Origin of the sequence: Mitsuaria sp. CC2 (assembly GCF_048957715.1) — a bacterium.
In the GTDB taxonomy this organism is placed as follows: domain Bacteria; phylum Pseudomonadota; class Gammaproteobacteria; order Burkholderiales; family Burkholderiaceae_C; genus Roseateles.
The window spans coordinates 38,194-60,970 of the sequence record NZ_JARVXN010000005.1; the positions used below are offsets into that span (position 1 = coordinate 38,194).

Annotated in this window: 27 protein-coding genes; 26 read left to right on the forward strand and 1 reads right to left on the reverse strand. The window is 71.0% G+C overall.

Going from position 1 to position 22,777, the window contains the following annotated elements; translation table 11 throughout:
- The first annotated feature begins 57 nt into the window (after positions 1-57).
- The 16 genes from fliF (at position 58) to PV762_RS02810 (ending at position 13,831) form a co-directional block, all read left to right on the forward strand.
- Entirely contained in the window at positions 58-1,821 is a 1,764-nt protein-coding gene (fliF, locus tag PV762_RS02735) for a flagellar basal-body MS-ring/collar protein FliF (RefSeq protein WP_421033714.1), read from the forward strand.
- Positions 1,805-2,842, forward strand: coding sequence for a flagellar motor switch protein FliG (locus tag PV762_RS02740; protein WP_421033486.1), 1,038 nt, complete (start codon positions 1,805-1,807; stop codon positions 2,840-2,842). The genes fliF and PV762_RS02740 overlap by 17 nt, the downstream gene beginning before the upstream one ends.
- A complete protein-coding gene (gene fliH / locus PV762_RS02745) occupies positions 2,839-3,570 on the forward strand; it encodes a flagellar assembly protein FliH (RefSeq protein WP_421033487.1) in 732 nt (243 codons plus the stop codon). Before PV762_RS02740 ends, fliH begins: the two co-directional genes overlap by 4 nt.
- Positions 3,567-4,898, forward strand: coding sequence for a flagellar protein export ATPase FliI (fliI, locus tag PV762_RS02750; RefSeq protein WP_421033488.1), 1,332 nt, complete (start codon positions 3,567-3,569; stop codon positions 4,896-4,898). Before fliH ends, fliI begins: the two co-directional genes overlap by 4 nt.
- Positions 4,895-5,422, forward strand: coding sequence for a flagellar export protein FliJ (locus PV762_RS02755; protein ID WP_421033489.1), 528 nt, complete (start codon positions 4,895-4,897; stop codon positions 5,420-5,422). Before fliI ends, PV762_RS02755 begins: the two co-directional genes overlap by 4 nt.
- An 80-nt stretch (positions 5,423-5,502) precedes the next feature.
- Positions 5,503-6,861, forward strand: coding sequence for a flagellar filament capping protein FliD (gene fliD / locus PV762_RS02760; protein WP_421033490.1), 1,359 nt, complete (start codon positions 5,503-5,505; stop codon positions 6,859-6,861).
- A gap of 26 nt (positions 6,862-6,887) precedes the next feature.
- Positions 6,888-7,274 carry a flagellar export chaperone FliS gene (fliS, locus tag PV762_RS02765; RefSeq protein ID WP_421033491.1) on the forward strand — a complete coding sequence of 129 codons (387 nt, stop codon included), beginning with the start codon at positions 6,888-6,890 and terminating at the stop codon, positions 7,272-7,274.
- Positions 7,275-7,287: 13 nt separating this feature from the next.
- The gene (locus PV762_RS02770; protein ID WP_421033492.1) at positions 7,288-7,614 is read left to right on the forward strand and encodes a hypothetical protein; all 327 of its coding nucleotides are present in this window, start codon (positions 7,288-7,290) and stop codon (positions 7,612-7,614) included.
- Positions 7,615-7,622: 8 nt separating this feature from the next.
- A complete protein-coding gene (locus PV762_RS02775; protein WP_421033493.1) occupies positions 7,623-8,846 on the forward strand; it encodes a flagellar hook-length control protein FliK in 1,224 nt (407 codons plus the stop codon).
- Positions 8,843-9,361, forward strand: coding sequence for a flagellar basal body-associated FliL family protein (locus PV762_RS02780; RefSeq protein WP_421033494.1), 519 nt, complete (start codon positions 8,843-8,845; stop codon positions 9,359-9,361). Before PV762_RS02775 ends, PV762_RS02780 begins: the two co-directional genes overlap by 4 nt.
- A 51-nt stretch (positions 9,362-9,412) precedes the next feature.
- On the forward strand, positions 9,413-10,138 hold the full coding sequence (locus PV762_RS02785) for a FliA/WhiG family RNA polymerase sigma factor (RefSeq protein WP_421033495.1): 726 nt from the start codon (positions 9,413-9,415) through the stop codon (positions 10,136-10,138).
- A 32-nt stretch (positions 10,139-10,170) separates the two neighbouring features.
- Positions 10,171-11,106, forward strand: coding sequence for a flagellar motor stator protein MotA (motA, locus tag PV762_RS02790; protein WP_421033496.1), 936 nt, complete (start codon positions 10,171-10,173; stop codon positions 11,104-11,106).
- Entirely contained in the window at positions 11,096-12,181 is a 1,086-nt protein-coding gene (locus PV762_RS02795) for a flagellar motor protein MotB (RefSeq protein WP_421033497.1), read from the forward strand. The genes motA and PV762_RS02795 overlap by 11 nt, the downstream gene beginning before the upstream one ends.
- Positions 12,182-12,220: 39 nt before the next feature.
- Entirely contained in the window at positions 12,221-12,532 is a 312-nt protein-coding gene (gene flgM / locus PV762_RS02800) for a flagellar biosynthesis anti-sigma factor FlgM (protein ID WP_421033498.1), read from the forward strand.
- Positions 12,529-12,993, forward strand: a complete 465-nt coding sequence (gene flgN / locus PV762_RS02805; RefSeq protein ID WP_421033499.1) for a flagellar export chaperone FlgN — start codon at positions 12,529-12,531, stop codon at positions 12,991-12,993. Before flgM ends, flgN begins: the two co-directional genes overlap by 4 nt.
- Positions 12,980-13,831 (forward strand): glycoside hydrolase family 73 protein, encoded by an 852-nt coding sequence (locus tag PV762_RS02810; protein ID WP_421033500.1) that lies wholly within the window; start codon positions 12,980-12,982, stop codon positions 13,829-13,831. The genes flgN and PV762_RS02810 overlap by 14 nt, the downstream gene beginning before the upstream one ends.
- Before the next feature lie 23 nt (positions 13,832-13,854).
- Here the strand turns inward: PV762_RS02810 and flgA are convergent, their stop codons facing one another.
- A complete protein-coding gene (flgA, locus tag PV762_RS02815; RefSeq protein WP_421033501.1) occupies positions 13,855-14,631 on the reverse strand; it encodes a flagellar basal body P-ring formation chaperone FlgA in 777 nt (258 codons plus the stop codon).
- Here flgA and flgB point away from each other — a divergent pair.
- From flgB to flgK, 10 genes are all read left to right on the forward strand, one after another.
- Positions 14,630-15,016, forward strand: a complete 387-nt coding sequence (gene flgB, locus PV762_RS02820; protein WP_421033502.1) for a flagellar basal body rod protein FlgB — start codon at positions 14,630-14,632, stop codon at positions 15,014-15,016. The two genes, flgA and flgB, sit on opposite strands and share 2 nt — an antisense overlap.
- Before the next feature lie 53 nt (positions 15,017-15,069).
- A complete protein-coding gene (gene flgC, locus PV762_RS02825; protein ID WP_421033503.1) occupies positions 15,070-15,495 on the forward strand; it encodes a flagellar basal body rod protein FlgC in 426 nt (141 codons plus the stop codon).
- Positions 15,496-15,553: 58 nt separating this feature from the next.
- Positions 15,554-16,216 carry a flagellar hook capping FlgD N-terminal domain-containing protein gene (locus tag PV762_RS02830; protein ID WP_421033505.1) on the forward strand — a complete coding sequence of 221 codons (663 nt, stop codon included), beginning with the start codon at positions 15,554-15,556 and terminating at the stop codon, positions 16,214-16,216.
- Between the two features lie 89 nt (positions 16,217-16,305).
- Complete coding sequence (locus PV762_RS02835; RefSeq protein WP_421033506.1) at positions 16,306-17,514, forward strand: flagellar hook protein FlgE; 1,209 nt, start codon at positions 16,306-16,308, stop codon at positions 17,512-17,514.
- Between the two features lie 4 nt (positions 17,515-17,518).
- The gene (locus PV762_RS02840; protein WP_421033507.1) at positions 17,519-18,253 is read left to right on the forward strand and encodes a flagellar basal body rod protein FlgF; all 735 of its coding nucleotides are present in this window, start codon (positions 17,519-17,521) and stop codon (positions 18,251-18,253) included.
- 82 nt (positions 18,254-18,335) lie between these two features.
- Positions 18,336-19,124, forward strand: a complete 789-nt coding sequence (gene flgG, locus PV762_RS02845) for a flagellar basal-body rod protein FlgG (RefSeq protein ID WP_421033508.1) — start codon at positions 18,336-18,338, stop codon at positions 19,122-19,124.
- Between the two features lie 10 nt (positions 19,125-19,134).
- Positions 19,135-19,812: a flagellar basal body L-ring protein FlgH gene (flgH, locus tag PV762_RS02850; RefSeq protein ID WP_421033509.1), complete on the forward strand. Its 678-nt coding sequence runs from the start codon at positions 19,135-19,137 to the stop codon at positions 19,810-19,812.
- Positions 19,813-19,871: 59 nt separating this feature from the next.
- Complete coding sequence (locus PV762_RS02855; protein WP_421033510.1) at positions 19,872-20,996, forward strand: flagellar basal body P-ring protein FlgI; 1,125 nt, start codon at positions 19,872-19,874, stop codon at positions 20,994-20,996.
- Positions 20,996-21,403 carry a flagellar biosynthesis protein FlgJ gene (locus PV762_RS02860; protein WP_421033511.1) on the forward strand — a complete coding sequence of 136 codons (408 nt, stop codon included), beginning with the start codon at positions 20,996-20,998 and terminating at the stop codon, positions 21,401-21,403. Before PV762_RS02855 ends, PV762_RS02860 begins: the two co-directional genes overlap by 1 nt.
- Entirely contained in the window at positions 21,400-22,767 is a 1,368-nt protein-coding gene (gene flgK, locus PV762_RS02865) for a flagellar hook-associated protein FlgK (protein ID WP_421033512.1), read from the forward strand. The genes PV762_RS02860 and flgK overlap by 4 nt, the downstream gene beginning before the upstream one ends.
- Positions 22,768-22,777: the final 10 nt, after the last annotated feature.

The following is a 22,777-nucleotide window of genomic DNA, read 5'->3' on the forward strand; positions in this document are numbered from 1 at the left end:
CGCCTCGGCCAGGCGCTGGGCGGCCTCAACAGGGCCGCACCCTCGGCCGACGCCGGCATGCGCGGTCTGCGCGGTCTCGCGCCGCTGCTGATCCTGGCGACCGTCGTCACCGCGCTGGTGCTGATGCTGCTGTGGCGCGACCAGGCCGGCTACAAGCCGGTCTTCGGTCAGCGCGAGCATGTGCCCACCGCCGACGTGCTGTCGGTGCTCGACGCCGAACACATCGCCTACCGGCTGCATCCCGAGAGCGGTCAGGTGCTGGTGCCCGACTCCGACCTGGGCCGCGCGCGCATGCTGCTCGCCGCCAAGGGCGTCGTGGCCAGGCTGCCGGCCGGCCTGGAGCTGATGGACCAGAACGACCCCCTGGGCGTGAGCCAGTTCGTGCAGGACATCCGATTCCGCCGCGGGCTCGAAGGCGAACTCGCGCAGAGCATGATGGCGCTGGACGCCGTCGAGGGCGCGCGCGTCCACCTGTCCGTCGCGAAGAGCAGCTCCTTCGTGCTCAACGACGGGCAGAAGAGCTCGGCCTCGGTGGTGCTGACGCTCAAGCCGGGCCGCTCGCTCAACCACGAGCAGATCGCCGCGGCCATCAACCTGGTGGCCGGCTCGGTGGCCACCCTCGATCCGTCGCGCGTCAGCCTGGTCGACCAGCAGGGCAACCTGCTGTCGGCGCGCGTCGACATGAGCGAGGGCTTCGACGGCGGCGCGCAGGGCAACGAGGCGCAGCGCCGCATCCAGGACGACATCCGCCGCAACGTGCACGAGCTGCTGGCGCCGGTGCTGGGCGAGCAGAACTATCGCCTGAGCGTCACCGCCGACGTCAACAACGACCGCGTGCAGGAGACCCGCGAGCAGTACGGCGACGCGCCCAAGCTGACCAATGAAGCCATGCGCGAGGAGCAGGACCGCGAGCGCATCGCGCTGGGCGTGCCGGGCTCGTTGAGCAACCGGCCGCCGGCCGCGCTGGCGGCGGCCGCCGCGTCCGCGGCGCAGGGCGAGGATCCCAACGGTGCGAACGCCAATGCCAACAGCAACACTGCGCGCAAGAACGCCGCCACGCGCCAGTACGCCTACGACCGCTCGATCACGCAGGTGAAGAAGAGCCGCGGCCGGCTGGAGCGCCTGAGCGTGGCGGTGCTGTTGAACACCGCGGCCGCGCCCGGCGGCGCGAAGGACTGGACGGCGTCCGACCTGCAGAAGGTCGAGCAGCTGCTGGGCGGCGGCCTGGGCATCGACACGCAGCGCGGCGACAAGTTGAGCGTTTCCACGCTCGCCTTCCCGGCGCCACCGGTCGTCGAGCCCTGGTACCAGCAGCGCGACACCCTCGTCGAGTTCGGCGGCTGGGGCGCCTACGCGCTGGCCGCGCTGCTCGGCTACCTGCTGCTGGCGCGTCCGCTGATTCGCATGGGTCAGCACGCGCTGGGCATGGGCGGCGCGCGCAAGGACCCTCGCAACGAGGGCCGCAACGACGGCCGCGCCGATCGCAGCGGCGGGCCCGGGATCACGCCGCTGGAACCGCTGTCCGGCGCGTCGGGCGGCACGGGATCCGGGGCGCAAGCCGGGATGTCGCCGGCGGGCGAGGGCGCACCGGCGCTGGTCGGACCGGCCGGCGGTCTCCTCGGCGGCACCGGGGGCGCCGGTGGCGCGGCGTCGTCGGGCTCCGCGGTCACCACGCTCCTCGAGAACTACGAACTGCCGCCGCCGGGCTCTCCGGTGGACGTGCTGGTGGACCACCTGAAGGTGCTCGCGGCCAAGGAGCCGGAGCGGGTGGCGGAAGTCGTCAAGCAATGGGTGCAGAAGAAAAATGGCCGAAGCGAGTGATTTCATTCCGCCCGGCAGCGCCGCGTCGCTGAGCCCGGTCGAACGTGCCGCCATCGTGCTGCTGAGCATGGGCGAGGAGCCCGCGGCCGCCGTGCTGCGGTGCCTGTCGCGCGACGAACTGCTGGACGTCACGCAGGTGATGTCGCGGCTGTCGGGCATCAAGGTCGACTGGGTGCGCGCCTCGCTGCAGACCTTCTTCGACGACTACCGCGAGCAGAGCGGCGTGCACGGCGCGTCGCGCACCTACCTGAAGCGCTCGCTGGACCTGGCGCTGGGCGGCCAGATCGCGTCCAGCGTGCTCAACAGCATCTACGGCGACGCGATCCGGCCCAAGATGCAGCGTCTGCAATGGGCCTCGCCGAAGTGGCTGGCCGAGCAGATCAGCCATGAGCACCAGCGCATGCAGGCGGTGTTCCTGGCCTTCCTGCCGAGCGCGCTGGCCGGCGACGTCGTCGCCGCGCTGCCCGAAGGCCCGGCCGGCGGCCGTGACCGCGTGCTGCTGCAGATGGCGCGGCTGTCGGAGGTCGACGCCGAGCTGCTGATGGAACTCGAGGACCTCGTCGAGCGCTGCCTGGCCGGCCTCGGCCAGCAGGGCGCGGCCGTCGAGGGCGTCAGGCAGGTCGCCGAGATCCTCAACCGCATGCCCGGCCAGCGCCAGCAGATGGTGGAGCTGCTGCGCGCGCACGACCCGGGCGTGGTCGGCGAGATCGAGTCCTCGATGTACGAGTTCTTCATGCTCTCGCGCCAGAGCGAGGCCACGCTGACGCGCCTGATCGAGGAAGTGCCGCTGGAGCTGTGGGCGGTCGCGCTCAAGGGCGCCGAGCCGCCGGTGCGCGACGCGCTGCTGGCCGCGATGCCGCGCCGCCAGGCGCAGAGCTTCGAGGACCTGATGCGCCGCGGCGGCCCCATGCCGATGAGCCGCGTCGAGCAGGCGCGCGCCGAGATCATGGCGCAGGTCAAGGCGCTGGTGGACGCCGGAGAGATCCAGGTCCAGCTGTTCGCCGAGGACGTCGTCGAATGAAGACGCTTCGCCCGCATCGCTTCCCGCCGCTGGCCCAGGTCAGCCGGGCGTCCTCGCTGCTCGACGGGCAGACGGGCGCGCAGCTGCAGGCCAGCCTCGCGCAGGGCTTCCAGGAGGGCCTGGCCAAGGGCTACGAGGAAGGATATGCGAGCGGCCTGCAGACCGGCACCGCCGAGGCACGCAGCGCCGCCGAGGCCAGCGGCCATGCCGACGGACTCGCCGCCGGTCGCGAGGACGCGCGGGCGCTGCTGGTCAGCCCCGTGGCCGCGGTCGACACGCTGCTCACACATCTCTGCAAGTTGCAGCAGGACTACCAGTCCGCGATGCGGCGCGAGGTCGTCGAGCTGGTCGAGCGCGTCGCCCGCCAGGTCATCCGCGCGGAGCTCACGCTGCGTCCGACGCAGTTGATGGCGCTGGTCGACGAGACCCTGTCCTCGATGCCGCCGGCGCGAGACGGCGTCGAGGTCTTCCTGAATCCCGAGGACAGGCAGCGGCTGCTGGAACTCGGACCGGAGCGCGTGCACGAGTGGACGCTGCACGCGGACGCCTCGCTGGACCCGGGCGAGTGCCGCGTCATCGCTGGCGGTCGCGAGGCCGACGCCGGCTGCCGCCAGCGCCTGGCCGCCTGCATGGACCAGGTGCGGGGTCAGTTGATGCCCGAGACGACGATCGATGGGCCGGGCGCGCAGCCACCCCAGGCTGCCGAAACCGGGGAGGACGCCCGATGATCAGCAATGCGCTGCGTCGCGTCGAACTCGGCGACGTGCCGGTGTCGACGCCGACCGGCCGCCTGGTCGGCGCTTCGGGTCTGCTGCTCGAAGCGAGCGGCTGCACGTTGCGCACCGGCCAGCGCTGCCTGATCGAGCAGCGGCTCGAAGGCGCGGTCGAGGGCTCGCCCGACGGCTGGCTGGCGGCGCAGGTCGTGGGCTTCCGCGACCAGGTCGCCTACCTGATGCCTTTCAAGAAGCCCGACGGCCTGGCTGCCGGCGCGCGTGTGCTGCCCGCGCCGGAGCGGTCGTCGCTGATGATCGGTCCGCAGTGGCTGGGCCGCATCGTCAACGGTCTCGGAGAGCCGATCGACGGCCGCGGCCGTCTCGGCGGCGACCTGCCGCTGCAGATGGTGCCGCCCAAGGTCAATCCGCTGCGCAAGAAGCCGGTGCATGAACCGCTGGACGTCGGCGTGCGCGCCATCAACGGCCTGCTGACGCTGGGCCGCGGCCAGCGCGTCGGCCTGATGGCGGGGTCCGGCGTCGGCAAGAGCGTGCTGCTGGGCCTGATCACGCGCAACACGGTCGCCGACGTCGTCGTCGTCGGCCTGATCGGCGAACGCGGTCGCGAAGTGCGCGAGTTCATGGACCTCTCTCTCGGCGCAGAGGGCCTGGCGCGCGCGGTCGTCGTGGTGGCGCCGGCGGACGAGTCGCCCCTGATGCGCCTGCGCGCCACCGAGCTGTGCCACAGCATCGCCGCCCACTACCGCGACCAGGGACAGCACGTGCTGCTGCTGGTGGACTCGCTGACGCGTTACGCGATGGCGCGGCGAGAGGTCGCGCTGGCGCTCGGCGAGCCGCCGGCCACGCGCGGCTACCCGCCGTCGGTCTTCAGCCTGCTGCCGGAACTCGTCGAAAGCGCCGGCAACGGCGAGGGCGACGGCAGCATGAGCGCGATCTACACGGTCCTCGCCGAAGGCGACGACCAGCAGGATCCGGTGGTCGACACGGCCCGCGCGATCCTGGACGGCCACATCGTGCTCACGCGCGCGCTGGCCGAGCGCGGCCACTATCCCGCCATCGACGTGGCGCAGTCGATCAGCCGCTGCATGGCGCTGGTCGCCGACCGCGGCCAGCAGCAGGCCGCGCGCGAACTCAAGCAGCTGATGGCCCGCTTCGAGCAGGTCCGCGAGCTGATGCCGCTGGGTGCCTACGTGCCCGGCGCCGATCCGGCCACCGATCGCGCCGTCGCGCTGTGGCCGCGCATCGAGGCCTTCCTGCACCAGGGCACCCATGAAGGCGCGCCGCTGGCGCGCACGAAAACCCAACTGACGGAGGTGCTCGCATGAGCGGCAGCCAGGATTCGCTGCGTCGCAGTCTGGGCAGGCTGGCCGAGCTGCAGCAGCGCCAGCTCGATCGCCAGCAGGCGAAGCTGGTCGCGCAGCGGCAGCTGTGCCAGCGCGTGCAGGGCACCGTCGACCGGCTGGAGGCCCTCGGCGCGCAGGCCACGCTGAGCGGCGTCGCACTGCCCGGCCTGGCGCAGAACAGCGCCGCCTACAAGCAGGCGATGCGCGGCTGGGCCGACCAGCAGCGCGCCGAACTGGCGCGCCGCGAGGCTGAGCTGGCGCTGGCCCAGGCGGACACGCTGGCCGCCGCCCGCAAGCAGGAGACGCTGCGTCAACTGGTCGACCGCGCCGACGCGCGCGCCCGCACCGAGCAGGCCCGCCGCGACCAGAAGGGCCAGGACGAGATCGCGTCGCAAAGCGCCCAGAACGACAGCGCCTACGGCGGCCTGAGCGCGTTCGGCGCTCTCGGCACTTTCGGCGGCTTCGGCCCGAAGACCCGCAGCACCGACCGGGGAAATCGTGGCTGAGCGCCCGTTTAAGTTCCGGCCGTGGCCGGTCGCCCACCACAAGGGAAGTCTCAACCTTGGACCTTGTGGAGGAGTCCGCCATGGCGACTAGTTTCGATCCGACCTCGACGGCCACCAGCCTGGCCACCGCGTACACGCAGCCGGCGCAGACGCTGCTCGACGCCCAGACCAAGGCCGCGCAGACCGCGTCCAGCGGCCTGACGAAGCTGCAGAGCGCGCTGAGCGCGTTCAAGACGGCGCTGGCCGCCTTGTCGTCCAAGCCCGGCCAGGCGGTGACGCAGCACAGCGCGACGCCCAGCGACAGCGCGGTGATGACCGCGACCGCCGCGGCCGGCGCGCAGCCGGCCAGCACGCCCATCTTCGTCGAGCAGCTCGCGACCACGAACCAGGTCGCCTTCCAGGACCTGCCGGCGGTGCCGGCCGGCCCGGGGAGCATGTCGGTGCAACTGGCCAACGGGACCAGCTTCAACGTCGATCTCGCCAGCGCCGACGGCGACGGCGACGGCACCTTGTCGCAGACCGAGATCGCCCGCGCGATCAACACCGCGGCCAGCGGCAGCGCGACGGCCATGGTGGTGACCGTCGGCGGCGCGACCCAGCTGGTGCTGAGCTCCGGCGTCAGCGGCGCGGGCGGCAAGCTGAGCATCGACACCTCCGGCCTGTTGGGCCCGCTCAAGACGGCGCTGGACGACACCAGCAAGCGCAAGGAGCTGGTCGGCGCGCAGGACGCCGTCGTCTGGCTGGGCGGGCAGGGCACGGGCGTGCGGCTGCAGCAGGCCGGCAACACGGTCACCGCGATCCAGGGCGTGTCCATCACGCTGAAGAAGGCGCAGGCCGCCGGCGAATCCCCGGTCACGCTGACCGTCGCCCGCGACGACTCCGCCACCAGCGCCAAGCTGCAGAGTTTCGTCGACGCGTACAACGTGCTCGAGAAGGCGCTCGACGACCTGACCGTCGTCGGCAAGGAAGGCACGGCCAACGGCGCCTTCGCCAGCGACGCCGGCGTGCGCGCGCTGCGCGACCGCATCGGCAACGCGCTGCGCAACGACTACGCCGGCGCCAACCTGCGCACGCTGGGCGTGTCCATCGAGCGCGACGGCAGCGCCAAGCTCGACGGCGCCAAGCTGACCAAGGCGCTGTCGGCTACCCCGGACGCGCTCGACAAGCTGATGGGCTCGGCCTCGCTGTCCACCCCGTCGGGCCTGCTCGGCGCGATGGACAAGCTCGCCGACGCCTGGACCAACAGTGCCAACGGCCAGATCAAGCAGCGCCAGACCACGATCCAGTCCCAGCAGAAGAGCATCAGCGACCGCCAGCTGCGGCTGGACCAGCAATACAACCAGGCGTACTCGCGCTACCTCCAACAGTTCACGCAGCTGCAGAACCTGCAGTCGCAACTGGGCGGGACCAGCAGCCTGTTCGACGCCGTCCCGGCCTGAACGCCGGGAAGACCGATGACCACACGATGAGCCACGACGCCTACCAGAGCTACCAGTCCGTCCATCTGCACGCGCAGACCGCGCAGGCCTCGCCGCTCCAGCTCGTGCTGGTGCTGATGGACGGCCTGCTCGACGAGCTCGCCCGCGCCCGCGCCCACATCGAGGCCCGGCGTTTCGAGCTCAAGGCGGCCAGCCTGGACAAGTGCGTCGCCATCATCAACGGACTGTCCAGCGCGCTGGACCTGGACACGGGCGGGGAGGTCGTGGTCAGCCTCGCCCGGCTCTACGACTACTGCGCCGAGCGGCTGTACCGCGCCGGCATCGAGCTGGACGTCGGTCCCGTCGACGAGGTCCGCGGCCTGCTCGCGCAGATCCGCGGCGGCTGGTTGGGCGTGCAGGCCAGACACGGCTGAGAAAGGAACGGCGATGTCTCAATCCCGGCGTCATGTGACCGCCCGGCTGCAGCAGCTGGGTGAGCGCCTGCGCGACGCCTGCGCGCAGCGCAACTGGATCGCGCTGGCGCGCAGCGATGCCGAGCTGGCTCAGGTGCTGGGCGGACTCGACGTCGCGACGCTGACGCCCATCGAGCGGACCGCGCTGCAGCAGCTGCGCCGTCTCCACCAGCAGATCAGCGGCGAATGCCAACGCGAACTCGAACGCGTCGGGCAGACCTTGGAGCAGATGCGCCAGCAGCGCCAGGGCTGGTCCGCGTACGCGGAATCCGCCGACTGGGGCACGGAGGCGCAAGCATGACGATGACGATGAATTCCTTGGTCGCCGCGAAGACGCCGACCGCTCCCACGCTCGGGATCGGCCCGGCGGCGGGCGCCGCCAAAGGCGCAGCCACGAGCGCGGCCGTGCCGGCCTTGCCCTTCGCGCCGCTCCTGACGGCGGCGGATGATGCCCCGGCGATGACGGTGCCGGACGACGCGGCGAACGAAGTCCCGGTCGATGTGCTCGACGCAGCGTTGATGCAGGCGCTCGACGAGATGCTGAATCGTGGGTCTTCTACCGCGGCAGCCATGCCCGACGCCGATGCGGCTGCGGACGAGGAGTCGACGGCCGACACGCCGGACGACACGCCGGACGACACGCCGGACGACACGCGGGCCGTGGTTCCGACACCGACCCTGGCGATGCTGATGCCCGCGTCGATCCCCGCAGTCATGCCGCCGACGCCGGCGGCGCGTGCGCTTCCGTTGTCTTCCGCTGCGTCGGATGGCGCGGGCGACTCCGCCCCGTCGTCGCAGGCGGTGTCCAGGTCCGCGTTGTCGACCGACCTGGCCGGTCTGCTGGCGATTCCGGGGTCCGACGCCGTGGCCATGCCGGCGGACGTTCCGGCCTGGCAAGGCTTGCAGCGCTGGAGCGCCGACCTGATGACCGCGATGGCGCCTGCGACCTCGGCGACGGCGACGGCGACGGCGACCGGCGCGGCCCTTGCCGACGGTGGCGACGCGACGGGCTCGACGCTCGCGCTGCCCGCCTCGCGCGAAGCCTGGCAGCAGCCGCTGATGCAGGCCCTGGGTGATCGGCTGCAACTGCAGATCGCGCAGCGCGCGGACAGCGCGCGGCTGCACCTGGAGCCGCCGCAGCTGGGCCGCATCGAGATCGACATCCGCCAGCAGGGCGGGGCGCTGCAGGTGCAGCTGTCGGCCAGCAACGACGAAGTGCGCCAGCAGCTGCGCCAGATCGCCGAGCCGCTGCGCCACGAGCTGGTGCAGCGCCATGCGGGCGACGTGTCGGTGCAGGTCGCCTCCGGCGCGCAGGCCGCCGGCGACGGACGCGGCCGCGACGGCGCGGCCTCCGGCGGTCAATCGCCATCGAACGGCCAACAGCGCGACGAGCAGCGCCAGCCCGGCCGCGCGCTGCAGGAAGAAGACCTCGGCGCTTCCGGCGCATCCAGCGCATCCAGCGCATCCAGCGCTCCAGCGGCCTTCGCCGACGCGTTGGCGGGCAACGTCGGCAACACGAGGACTTCCCGATGAAGAGCAGGACCCAGCTGATCGGCGTGATCGCCGTCGTCGCGCTGCTGGCCGCGGGCGGCGCGGGCGCCGCCGTGTGGTGGATGAAGACGGACGGCACGAAGGCCGCCGTCGCCGGTGCCGACGCGGCCCGCGGCGGCAAGGATGCGAAGGACGCGAAGGACGGAGCGCCTCCCAAGGACGACGGCAAGCCCGCGCCCGACTACAAGTACGTGACGCTGGACAAGGTCCTGGTGATGCTGCGCGGCCCCAACGGTTCGGGGGTGTCGCATTACATGGCCGTGGACATCGTCTTCAAGGCGCTGCCCGAGCAGGAGAAGCGCACCAAGGACCACCTGCCGCTGCTGCGCACGGTGGCCGTGAAGGCGCTGTCCACGCACACGGTCGAGAGCGCGCAGGCGATGAGCGTCGAGCAGTTCGCGCAGCTGCTCAACCAGGCCTATGCCGAGAGCTACGCGGCGGACCGGCGCGACGCGCCGTTCGCCGAGGCGCTGATCGGCAAGCTGATCATCGAGTGACGGCACCGCCGCACGCGACCCGCCCCACCCCCGCCCACAGGAAACAGCACCGTGCAGCACGCCTACGCCGAATGGGACGCCGTCACGACGGCGGGCCTGAGCGCCGCGCAGAGCGCCGCGCTGGAGCAGCGCGCGCTGATCGAGTACGCGCCGCTGGTCAAGCGCGTGGTGCGTCAGCTGTCGGCGCAGGCCAGCGCGGTGATGGACCGCGAGGACATGGCGCAGATCGGCCTGATGGGCCTGCTGGAGGCGCTGCGCCGCTACGGGCCGCCGGATGCCGGCTTCGGCGCGTTCGCCGCGCTGCGGGTGCGCGGCGCGATCCTCGATGAATTGCGTCGGCAGGACTGGCGTCCGCGCACGGTGCGCCAGGACAGCCACAAGCAGCGCGACGCGCTGCGCGCGCTCACCCGGCAGCTCGGTCGCGAGGCGACCGAGGCCGAGATCCTGCGCCATCTGAAGCTCACGCCGCGGCAATACCAGGACTTCCTCCAGGCCGAGGTGGCCGAGGAGATGGCCAGCTTCGACGAACTGGTCGAGGAACTCGCGCGGCTGCCCAGCGAGCACCGCGACCCGGAGGCGCAGCTGATGGTCACGCGCTCGATCGCCCAGGCGCTGACGGCGCTCAACGAGCGCGAGCAGCGCGTGATCCAGCTCTATTACGAATTCGACGCCAGCCTCAAGGAGATCGCCGCCGTGCTCGATCTCACCGAGGCGCGCGTCTCCCAGATCAACAAGGCCGCGCTCGCCAAGATGCGCGCCTTCCTCCAGCAAGTCTGACGACCGGCGCAACAGGAAAGAAGGAAACGGACATGCAGGCACTCGTCGGAATCGCGATCGTCCTGGGCTGCGTCTTCGGCGGCTTCATGCTGCACGGCGGCCAGTTCAAGGTCATCTGGCAGCCGGTCGAGCTGCTGATCATCGTCGGCGCCGCGGTCGGCGCGATCGTGCTGGGCAACCCGCGCCACGTGCTGTCGGAGATGCTGCTGCAGCTGCGCAAGCTGGTGCGCCGAAGCGACCATGGCCAGGAGTTCCAGCGCCAGCTGCTGCTGCTGATGTACGAGCTGCTGCAGACGGCGGCCGGCGGGCTGAAGGCGCTGGACGCGCACGTCGAGGCGCCGCACGAGAGCGCGCTGTTCCAGCGCTACCCGCTGATCCTGGACAACCGCAAGCTGCTGCACTTCATCGTCGACAACTTCCGGCTGATGGCGATGGGCAAGATCAACGCGCATGAGCTCGAAGGCGTGCTGGAGCAGGAACTCGAGGCCATCCACGACGAGCTGATCCAGCCGTCCAAGTCGTTGCACAAGATCGCCGAGGCGATGCCGGGCTTCGGCATCCTGGCCGCGGTGCTGGGCATCGTGATGGCGATGAACCACGTCGCCGAGGGCGCTGGCACCGGCGAGATCGCCGTGATGGTCGCCGCCGCGATGGTCGGGACCTTCATCGGCATCTTCTTCTGCTACGGCGTGATGGACCCGCTGTCCAACCTGATGAAGCAGCTGGTGCATCACGAGCTGTCCTCGCTCGAGTCGGTGAAGGTGGTGCTGGTGACGCATGTGTCGGGCAAGCCGCCGCTGCTGGCGATCGACGCCGGCCGCCGCCTGGTGCAGCTCAACATCAAGCCCAGTTTCGCGCAGCTGGAGAGCTGGATCGACGCGATCGGCGCGGACGCGTCCCAATCCGGCGCGCCGCGACGCCGCGCGGGCGACCGCCCGGCGGGGGAAGGAGAGCGCCGTGCAGCCTGAGGTCGTGTCCATCGGACCTGGCGGCCTCCAGGGCCTGGGCGGCGCCGGCGGCGCTGGCGGGAGGAGCGCGCGCGATCACCACCCGACGGTGGTGAAGCGCGTCTCGCGCCGCGCCGAGGACGAGGGTCACGGCGGCGCGTGGAAGGTCGCCTTCGCGGACTTCTGCCTCGCGCTGTTGTGCCTGTTCCTGGTGCTGTGGCTGCTGGCCTCGCGCAACGCCGAGCGCCTGCAGGTCGTGCTGCAGAGCGCGGGCGCCAACCTCATCGAGGACGGCCAGGGTCTGACCAACTCGCTGGCTGCGGGTTCTCGCGGCAGCATGATCGAGCGCCATCCAGTGCCCGCGCGCAGCGAGGAGCCCAATCCCGGCGATCCGCAGCACGGCTCGACCGATGCGCGCATGGGACGACCGAGTCTGGATTCGCCGGAGCAACTGCAGACGCTGGCGCGCCGCATCGCCGCGCTGGCTGCGGAGGAGGGCCTGGAAGGTCACCTGCGCAGCGCCGTCACGCCGCAGGGCCTGCGGCTGCAATTGCATGACACCGAGGCCAGCGGCATGTTCGAGCGCGGCAGCGCGCAGCCGGCCGCACCGCTGCGCGCGCTGCTGCGCAAGCTGGGGCCGCTGCTGGCGGAGATCCGCAACCAGTTGCTGATCGTCGGGCACACCGACGCGACGGCCTATCAGGACAAGGGGCCGGGCGCCTTCACGAATTGGGCGCTGTCCAGCCACCGCGCGATGGCCGCCCGCCAGGAGCTGCTGGTCGGCGGCATGCCCGAGTCCAGCGTGCTGCAGGTCACCGGCATGGCCGACGCCGCGCCGCTGGATCCGCTCGCACCGACTGCGGCCGCCAACCGCCGTATCGAATTGATGCTGCTGACGGCCAGGCAGGCGCAGGCGATCGCCGGGATGTTCGGTCCGACGGGGCTGCGCGACCCGGGCCGCGACGGCGAGGCCGCGGAGCAGGTCCGCGGCGCGCTCTCCGGATCGAATGCTCCGACCACCACGCCCGCCACGTCCCCCGCGCCCGCCTCGACCTCCGCGCGCGCCGCGGCCGACGCGTCGTCGGCCTCCCGCTGAAGAGGCCCCATGCGCACCAGCAGATCCAAGGGTGAACGAATGAAGATCACAGGCACCAACCCGCTGAACCCCGCCGCCGGCACGACCGCGTCGGCGCCCGTCGAATCGACTGAGCGCGTGAGCGGCGCGGTCGGAGCGCTCGGCGCCGGGCCGTCGTCCGGTCCCGCGATGCTGGCCGGCGAGCTCGCGAGCGAGTCGCTCAAGCCCGCGCAGGCCGCGCTTGCGGCGATGCCCGAGGTCGACGAGATGAAGGTCGCCGCGTTGCGCGACGCGCTGGCGAAGGGCGAGATCAAGTTCGACGCCAACCGCCTGTCGCAGCTGATCCAGCGTTATCACGGAGGCCGCGCGTGAGCACCGCCCTGGCCCGCACGGCGCGTCGCGCCGACAGCACCGCGGTGGTGATGCTGCAGCAGCTCGGCGAGGGGCTCTCGCAGGATCTGCGCGCCTACGAGGCGCTGCGCGCGCTGCTCGAGCGCCAGTTCCACGCCGCGCTGCGGCACGAGGCCGAAGTGATGGCGGCGCTCTCCGCCGAGATGCTCGCGCAGGCCGCGGAGATGGAGGCCCAACGCTCGCGTCGCCGCGAGCTGCTGGTCGCCTTGCTCGGCCGCGCCGCGCAGCCCAGCCTGCGCGCGTTGCTGGAGCGGCTGCCCGCGGCGACGGCCGAGCCGATCGCGACGCTGCGCCGCGCGATCGAGCGCGCGCTGGCCGAGTGCAAGGCGATGAACCTGCGCAACGCGCAACTGATCGGCGAGCAGCAGGCGCTGATGCAGCAGCTGCTGGGCCGCGAGGAGCACGTCTATGCGGAACGTTGATGTCCGGGCGGGTGAGGTCCCGTCGCTGCCGGGTGGCCCGGTCGCACCGGCGCGGGCCGCCGGAGCCTTCGGCGCAGCGGGCGCGGGAGCCTTCGGTCCGCCGCGCTTCGACGCGCTGTTCAACGAGCTGAACCGTGACGTCGTCCGCTACATCGAGCAAGGCGACGGCGGCTCAGGTGGCGGCATCGGCGGCGCTGGCAGCGGCCTGAGTCCCGAAGGGGCGTGGGGCCGCGCGCGATCGCTGTCGGTGGCGGGCATGGACGCCGCGCCGGGCACCGGCGGTTCCGCGGACGATGGCGTCAGCGAGTCGCAACGCCAGGCCTTCATCGACGAGGTGCTGCCGCTCGCGCACGGTGCCGGCGCGAAGCTGGGCATCGCGCCCGAGGTGCTGACCGCGCAGGCCGCGCTGGAAACGGGCTGGGGTCGGTCGCCCATCCGCGCGGCGGACGGCGCGAGCAGCCACAACTACTTCGGCATCAAGGCCACCGGCTGGCAGGGCGCCGTCGCCCAGGCGATGACCACGGAATTCGAAGGCGGCCAGCCCGTCGCGCGAAGCGAAGCGTTCCGCGCCTACGCGTCGCCGTCGCAGTCCTTCGACGACCTGGCCCGGCTGGTCGGCACGAGCCCGCGTTATCAAGGCGCGCTCAACGCCGGCGCCGACGCCCACGCCTATGGCGCGGCGCTCCAGCGCGGCGGCTACGCCACCGATCCGGCGTATGCGCAGAAGCTGGCGCAGGTCGCGGCGCGCGTGTCGGCGCGGGTCGGCGCGGTGCCGACGATCACGCCGATGTCGGTCACGACAGGTGCATCGACCCGAGCGGTGGGAGCTTCGAAATGACGATCGATGTCGTCGTGAAGGGATCAGCGCAGTTCGGCGGGCTCGACCAGTCCCGCGTCCAGCACGCGCGCCTGGATCACGCGGCCGCTGGCGTTGTTGCGCACGCGGATCAGGCCCTGGCGCCCGCCGCTGTCGAGCGCTTCGCCGGCACCCTCGACGCTGACGCCGCCGCGGCTCGCCTGGATGCGCACGGCGTCGCCGCGCTTGACCACGATCGCCGCGGCGAGCAGGCGCTTCTGCAGCAGCTGGCCCGGGCGCAGCGTCGTGCGCGCGGCGAAACCGGGCGCCAGCGTGGACAAGGCGTCGGGCGTCTGGCTGATGTCGCGGCGCTGCAGCTGCAACTGGTCGTCGGTGACCGGCTGTCCGCTGGCCACGCCCTGCGTGACGACCAGGACCTCGGCGCTCAGCGTGGCGCGCAGCAGGAAGTCCTGGGGCGGCACGCGGGCGGCGTCGTCGGTGCAACGCGCGACCAGGCGCAGACGCATCAGGCTGCGGCTGTCCTGCAGCGCGACGTCCCAGCCGGCCGGGCAGGCCGGCCGCGGGCGGGGCGCGGGCTGCTGCAGCTGCAGCTCGGGCGAGAGGAGTCCGGACTGCTGGGCCTGGTCCAGCAAGGCGCTGCGAGCGGTGTCCAGCACCTGGGCGTCGAGCAGGGCGGTGCCGGATGCCTCCGATGGGGCACCCGCGGCCATGGCGGCCGGCAGGCCGTACGGCAAGGACGCCGCTGAGATCGCGACGGCGATCGACAGCGGACGACAGACAGCAACGATTTCGGAAACGAACGGGAAGAGGGAGTCGCGCATGAGCATCGATTTCAGCAAGGCGGCCGGGGTGCATGACGACGCGCTGCGTCTGCGCGCGGAGCGGACCAAGGTCCTCGCCTCCAACATCGCCAACGTCAGCACGCCGGGGTTCCAGGCGCGCGACATCGATTTTGCCGCGTCCTTGCGCAGCGCATTGGGTTCGGGCGACGGATCGGGCGACGGTTTCAACGGGGAACTCGCGCTCGACACCGGCGACCAGGACATGAAGTACCGCGTCCCCTACCACCCGGCGCAGGACGGCAACACCGTCGAGCTCGGCGTGGAGCAGGCCGCCTTCGCGCAGAACGCGCTCGATTTCCAGACCAGCCTGAGCTTCGTGAACATGAAGCTCAAGGGCCTGGCCAAGGCCATCAGCGGCCAGTAACCGCCGGCAGTCACACCGCCAGTCACCACGGCCAGCCGCCCAGGAGCCCCCCCATGTCCTTCAAGCAGATCACCCAGATCGCCGGTTCGGCGATGTCCGCGCAGACGGTGCGCCTGAACACGATCGCCAGCAACCTGGCCAACGCGCAGTCGGCCGCCGGCAGCGAGACCGCCACGTACCACGCCCGCAAGCCGGTGTTCGCCGCGCTCGCCGCGCGCGAAGGGCTGGGCGACCAGCAGCTCGCCGGCACGCGCGTGCAGGTGCTGGACGTCGTCGAGAGCCAGGAGCCGCTGCGCAAGGCCTACGAGCCCGAGAACCCGCTCGCCAACGAGAACGGCGAGGTCTTTTACCCCAACGTCAACCCGGTCGCCGAGATGACCGACCTGTTGTCGGCCTCGCGCGCCTTCGAGACCAACGTCGAGGTGCTGTCGCGCGTGAAGTCGATGCAGCAGTCGCTGCTGCGCCTCGGCGAAGGCTGATCCATGCCTGATCCGACCCTGATCAAGACCTGACCCCGATCCTCCACGGAGCACCGACATGACCACTTCCGTCAATAACAACTCGAGCGGCAACGGCGCTTCGTCGTCCAGCGCGATCGCCGGCAACGGCGACAGCGCCGGCCTGAGCAGCCTGTTCACCACGCTGCTCGTCGCGCAGATCAAGAACCAGGATCCGCTCTCCCCGCAGGATCCGTCGCAGTTCGTCAGCCAGCTCACCCAGCTGAGCCAGGTCGAATCGATGCAGAAGCTCACCTCGCAAGGCCAGACCAACGCCAGCATGCTGGCCAGCCTGCAGCTGATGACGCTGGGCGCGCAGGTCGGCTCGACGCTGCAGGCCGCCGTGTCGCAGGTGAAGCTGCAGGGCGATCCGGTCGAGCTGCGCTACACGCTCGATTCGAGCAGCCCGGCCAACACACTGGTGCTCACCGCCGGCGACGGCACGGAGACCCGCATCGACCTGGGCTCGCTCGGCAAGGGCGAGCACGGCTACACGCTGGATCCGGCCAGGCTCGGTCTCGGCGACGGCCAGTACCGCCTGACGTTCGAGGCCAAGGACAAGCGCGACGTGAGCCTGGAGACCGTCGCCCGCCTGGACGGCGTGCGCCTGTCCGCCGACGGCAGCGTGATGCTGCAGCTCGCCGGCGTCGGCGAGGTCGGCAGCCAGGCCATCACCCAGTTCAAGGGCCGCGCCGCGTCCTGAGGCACGTGACGCGCCCGACGCGGGCGCCGCCGCCTTCTCTTTCCAGAGTCCTTTCGAGTTCCCAGCATCCAACGCCTTCGGAGGCCCCCATGAGTTTCGAAATCGCACGTTCGGGCATCAACGCGGTCAACGCCAGCCTGGAGACCATCAGCAACAACATCGCCAACTCCGGCACCTACGGCTTCAAGTCCAGCCGCAGCAACTTCTCGTCCATGTATGCGGACAGCCACGCGACCGGCGTGGAGGTGGGCTCGATCTCGCAGAGCCTCCAGACCGGCGGCGGCCTGTTCAACACGGGTCGCGGCATGGACGCGATGATCCAGGGCCGCGGCTTCTTCGCGGTCAAGGGCGACGACGGCCAGACCGTGTTCACCCGCGTCGGCCTGTTCGACGTCGACAAGGACGGCAACGTCGTCGACAGCCTGGGCCGCAAGGCGCAGGGCTACGCCGCGGTGCTGGACGCCAACGGCCGCCCGGTCCCCGGCGCGGGCCTGGGCGCGTTCGGCGACCTGCGCGTCAACGCCGGCACCATCCCGGCGCAGCCCAGCGACGTGCTGACCTACAACGGCAACCTCAGCGCCGACTGGACCGTGCCGGCGCTCGCGCCCTTCGACAAGGACGACTCGCGCAGCTACAACAGCTCGGTGACCTCGGTGGTTTACGACTCGCTGGGCACCAAGCACAGCGTGACGCAGTACTTCGTGAAGACCGGTGTGGGCGCCGTCAACGCCTACTACAGCTTCGACGGCGCGGCCCCGGCCGGCGTCGGCGCGACGATGACCTTCGACGCGGTGGGCCAACTGACCGCGGTGCCCGCCGTGACGCTGAACGCCGCGCCCGGCAACGGCGCCGCGCCGATCGCGATGCGCATAGCCTACACGGGCACCACGCAGTTCGCCGGCGACACGACGACCCGCACCAACGAGTCCAACGGCTACGCCGCAGGCACGCTGACCGGCACCAGCCTGTCGGAGGACGGCTCGCTGATCGCCAACTACAGCAACGGCGAGAAGCAGACCGTCGGCACCCTCGCGCTGGCGACCTTCGCCAACGAGAGCGCGCTCAAGCCCATGAGCGACACCAGCTGGACCTCCACCATCGACAGCGGCGTGGCGCTGTATTCGCGCCCGGGCGCGGGCACCGCGTCCAAGCTCAGCGCCGGCGCGATCGAGCAGTCCAACGTCGACGTCACCGGCGAACTCGTCAGCCTGATGAGCGCGCAGCGCAACTACCAGGCCAACACCAAGCTCATCTCGACCGAGAACGAGATGATGCAGGCGCTGATGCAGGCCGTGTGACCTCATGGACGCGCTGATCTACACCGTCATGAGCGGCGCCGAGCGCATCCAGCGCGCGCAGGCCGTGCATGCCAACAACCTGGCCAACATGGAGACGGCCGGCTTCCGCGCCAACCTGGAGCAGGCCGGCGCCGCGCAGGTGAAGGGCTACGGCTACGACGCGCGGCACCTGGCGCAGGCGCGCTCGGACGTCGTCAGCGCGCGCGCCGGCAGCCAGCGCGACACGGGCCGCGATCTCGACCTCGCGGTCGAGGGCGAGGGTCTCTTCGCGGTCGCGCAGGACGGTCCGTCGGGGCGCGAGGCCTACACGCGCAGCGGCAACTTCACCGTCGACGCCGATGGCACGCTGCGCCTGGGCCGCCACGCGGTGCTGGGCGAGGGCGGTCCCATCGTGCTGCCGCCGCACGACAAGCTGGAAGTGCAGGCCGACGGCACGATCTCGGTCCTGTCCAACGGCCAGCCCGAGCTGCAGACGGTGGACCGCCTCAAGCTGGTGAAGCCGCCGTTCTCGCAGCTCACGAAGAACGAGGCCGGCCTGCTGGTGACGCGCGACGGCAGCACGCCGGCGGCCGATCCCGCGGTGCAGGTCGCCAAGGGAAAGCTCGAATCGAGCAACGTGTCGGCCGTCGAGGAGATGGTCGCCACCATGACCCTCGCTCGCGACTTCGAGCTGCAGATGCGCCTCTACAAGGCCGCCGACAGCATGGCCGATACCGGCAACCGGCTGGTCCGCGAGTGACGCGGCCGTCCGTTCGCTCGACCGCGATCTCGACTTCGATCCCGTTCCCCCGACATTCCCGCATTTCCCCAAGGAGCCCCCGATGAACCCCGCCATGTGGATCAGCAAGACCGGCGTGCAGGCGCAGGACGCCAAGCTGCAAGCGATCGCCAACAACCTGGCCAACGTCAACACGGTCGGCTTCAAGCGCGACCGGGTGATGTTCGAGGACCTCTTCTACCAGGTGGAGCGCCAGCCCGGCGCGCAGGCCGAGGACGGCACCGCCGCGCCGACCGGCGTGCAACTGGGCAACGGCACGCGCATGGTGGGCACGCAGAAGGTGTTCACCAACGGCAGCCTGCAGACGACCGGGCAGAGCATGGACGTGGCCATCGTGGGCAACGGCTTCCTGCAGGTCGAGGGACCGAACGGCCGCCCGGCCTACACGCGTGCCGGCCAGCTCAACCTCAGCCCGGAAGGCCGGCTGACGACGGCGTTGGGCCAGCGCCTGCAGCCCGAGATCACGGTGCCCGTCAATGCGAAGTCGCTGACGATCGGCGAGAACGGCGTCGTGTCCATCACCGTCGCGGACAACGCCGCGCCGCAGGAGATCGGCCAGCTGCGCCTGACGCAGTTCGTCAACCCGGCCGGCCTGCTGGCGCTGGGCGACAACCTGTACCAGGAAACCGGCGCCAGCGGCGCGCCGACCGAGGGCGTGCCTGGAGAGAACGGCCTGGGCAAGCTCAAGCAGGGCGCGCTGGAAGGCTCGAACGTGCAGGTCGTCGAGGAGATGGTCGACATGATCGCGGCCCAGCGCACCTACGAGATGAACACCAAGGTGCTGTCCGCCGCCGACAACATGCTGCAGGTGCTGGCGCAGGCCGCCCGCTGAGGAACGATCGATGAACGCCGCAGTCCGCGCTCTCCGATTTCTCCGGGTCGCCACCGCTGCGACGCTCGTCGCGGGCCTGGGCGGCTGCGCGATCATCGCGCCGCCGGAACTGCCCAGCGCCGATCCCGGCGGCCTGCCGCTGCCCATCGCCGAGACGGTGAAGCCCTCGGGCGGCGGTGTGTTCGCCGCGGGCCGCAGCGCCAGCCTGATCGCGGACACGCGGGCGTTCCGCTCCGGCGACGTGCTGACCATCGTGCTGGAAGAGGCCACGCAGGCCAGCAAGAGCGCCAACACGCAGAGCGGCAAGACCAGCGGCGGCAGCCTCGGCCTGGACCTGAACGGCAAGCAGCGCGCGTACGGCATCAACGCCGGGCGCGACTTCAACGGCAGCGGCAGCAGCACGCAGCAGAACACGCTGCAGGGCGCGATCACCGTCGTCGTGCAGGAGGTGACGTCCAACGGCCTGCTGCGCGTGCACGGCGAGAAGAGCCTGACGCTCAACCAGGGCGAGGAACTGATGCGCGTGGCCGGTTATGTGCGTCCGGCCGACGTGGACAGCGAGAACCGCGTGTCCTCGCAGCGCGTCGCCAACGCCCGTATCGCCTACAGCGGCCGGGGCGTGCTCGCCGACGCCGCCACGCCGGGCTGGTTCACGCGCTGGTTCAACAGCCCGTGGAATCCGATCTGAGGCCCGATCCGACCTCAGATCCGACCCCGGATCCGACCTCCTTCCACCGAGAGACTTCCATGAACAAGCGCTTGATCTCCCTGTCCTCCGGCCTGGTGCTGGGTGCGGTCCTCGGCTTGTCCTTGGCCGCGCCGGCATTCGCCGCGCAGCCGCTGCGCCAGCTCGTCGACATCGAAGGCGTGCGCGAGAACCAGCTGCTGGGCTACGGTCTCGTCGTCGGGCTGAACGGGAGCGGCGACAGCACGCAGGTGAAATTCGCCGGGCAGTCGGTGGCCAACCTGCTGAAGCAGTTCGGCGTGAAGCTGCCGGAGAAGACCGAAGCCAAGTCGCGCAATGCGGCCGCGGTGATGGTGAGCGCGAGTTTCCCCGCGGGCTATCGGCGCGGGCAGGCCATCGACATCACGGTGTCCTCGCTGGGCGACGCGAAGAGCCTGCGCGGCGGCACGCTGCTGCTGACCGAGCTGCACGCCGCCGACGGCGAGGTCTATGCGCTGGCGCAGGGCAATCTCGTCGTGACCGGCCTGAACGCCCAGGGGCAGAGCGGCTCCAGCGTGACCGTGAACACGCCGACGACCGGCCGCGTGCCCAACGGGGCGTCGATCGAGCGCGAGATCGCCAGCGACTTCGATACCCGGCCGGACGTGGTGCTCAACCTCAAGCGACCGGCCTTCCAGACCGCGACGCAGATCGTCGACGCGCTGAACCAGCGCTTCGGGGACGGCACGGCGTCGACGCGCGACGGCACCAGCGTGTCGGTCCGCGCGCCGATGGCATCGACGCAGCGGGTGGCCTTCGTCGCGCAGCTGCAGGCGCTGTCCATCGACGCCGCGCCGGCGCTGCCGCGCGTGATCTTCAACTCCCGCACCGGCACGGTCGTCATCGCCGACGGCGTCAAGGTGCGGCCGGCGGCGGTGTCGCACGGGTCGCTGAAGGTGGTGATCAGCGAGAACCCGCAGGTGAGCCAGCCCAACGCGTTCAGCCAGGGCCGCACGCAGACGGTGCCGCAGTCGCAGCTGCGCGTGGACCAGGGCGACGGGCGCATGTTCCGCTGGCCGGCGGGGACCTCGCTGCAGGCCATCGTCGACATGGTGAACAGCATCGGGGCGAATCCGGATGACCTGATGGCGATCCTCCAGGCGCTGGACCAAGCCGGCGCGATCGAAGGCGAACTGCAGGTGATCTGATGAGCGACTTCCCGACTTCCGCTCCGATGCCCTTGGCCGCCGCGCTCGACGGCGCCAAGGATCCCGACGCCCGCATCAAGGCGCAGGCCACCGATGCGGCCGTCAAGTTCGAGGCCTTCTTCATCAAGCAGATGATCGGCCAGATGCGTGCCGGCACGCGCGCGCTGGCCGACGAGGACAGCGCCGAGAACAAGCGCGCCAACCAGGACATGCTGGATCTGGCGGACGGGATGGTGGCCGACGCGTTGGCCCAGCAACGCGCATTCGGCATCGCGGACCTGATGCTCAAGCAGGTGCTTCCCGCCGCCGGTTTAAGTGCCAGCGCCGCCGGGTCGCCTTCCGGAGTGAAGACCCCCGCGGCCTCGCCCGCAGGCGCTCCCGTCTCCTCCGGAACCCCGACCTCATGAGCCTCCTCCTCAACGGCCTCACCGGCGCGCAGGCTGCGCAAGCCGCGCTGGGCACCACCAGCCAGAACGTCGCCAACGCGATGACGCCGGGCTACACCCGCACCGGCGTGCTGCTGGGCTCGCTGCAGACGCCCGCGGGCGGCGCCGGCGTGCAGGTGTCCAAGCTGCTGCGCTTCGCCGACAGCTTCAAGAGCGTGCAGCTGTGGCAGGCGACCAGCCAGCTCGGCCAGTACAGCGCCGGGCAGTCCTACATGACGCAACTCGAGCAGGTCATGTCCGACGACACCGCCAACATCAACAACGGCATCGACCAGTTCTTCGCCGCGCTCAACGCCGCCAGCGTGCAGCCCGAATCCGGTCCGCTGCGCGAGGCCGTGCTGACGGCCGCCGACGGCCTGGTCAAGCGCTTCGACAGCCTGCAGCAGCTCTTCGCCAACCAGCAGACCGCCATCGCCACCCAGCGCGACGGCGTGGTCGACCAGGTCAACGCGCTGACGCAGGACATCGCGCTGCTCAACAAGCAGATCGCCGGCGGCCGCGCCACCGGCATGAACGACGCCGGGCTCCAGGACGCCCGCGACGGGAAGATCAAGGCGCTGTCCGCGCTCGTCGGCCTGCAGGTCGTCGACACGCCCGACGGCGCCAGGAGCGTGTCGCTCAAGGGCGGCCAGCCGCTGGTCGTCGGCGCCGACGCGGCGGTGATGTCCACCTCCGGCCCGGCGGCGCTCAAGCTCCAGTTCGCCAGCACCTCCTTCACCTTGTCGGACGTGGGGCAGGGCGGCCAGCTCGGCGGCCTGGCCGACCTGCAGAAGCAGGTGCTGGGGCCGATGCGCACGACGATCTCCGAGCTCGCGCTCGGGATCGGGAACGCATTCAACGCGCAGCTGGCGCTGGGCTTCGCGCCGCCGGCGGCCACGCCCGGCGTGCCGCTGTTCGACACCACGGGCGGCACGCTCAAGATGACCGGCATCACCGCGGCGCAGCTGGCGTTCTCCAGCAGCGCCACGGTCAGCGGCGACAGCGGCAATCTGACCGCGCTGATCGGGCTGAAGAACCGGCCGATGACCATCACCACCTTCGACGCTGCCGGCAACGCCGCCGGCACGACGCAGATCGTCACCGGCGACGTGTTCACGCAGCTGGTGGGCAAGCTGGGCGTGGCGAGTTCCCTGAACCAGGGCTCGCAGCGGACCGCGACCACCGTGCGCGACCAGGCCGAAGAGGACTGGAAGTCCAGCGCCGGCGTCAACACCGACGAGGAAGCCATCAACCTGATCCAGTTCCAGCAGATGTACCAGGCCAACATGAAGGTGGTGGCCGTGGCCAACCAGCTGTTCGACAGCACGCTGCAGATGCTGGGTTGACCGGAGACCA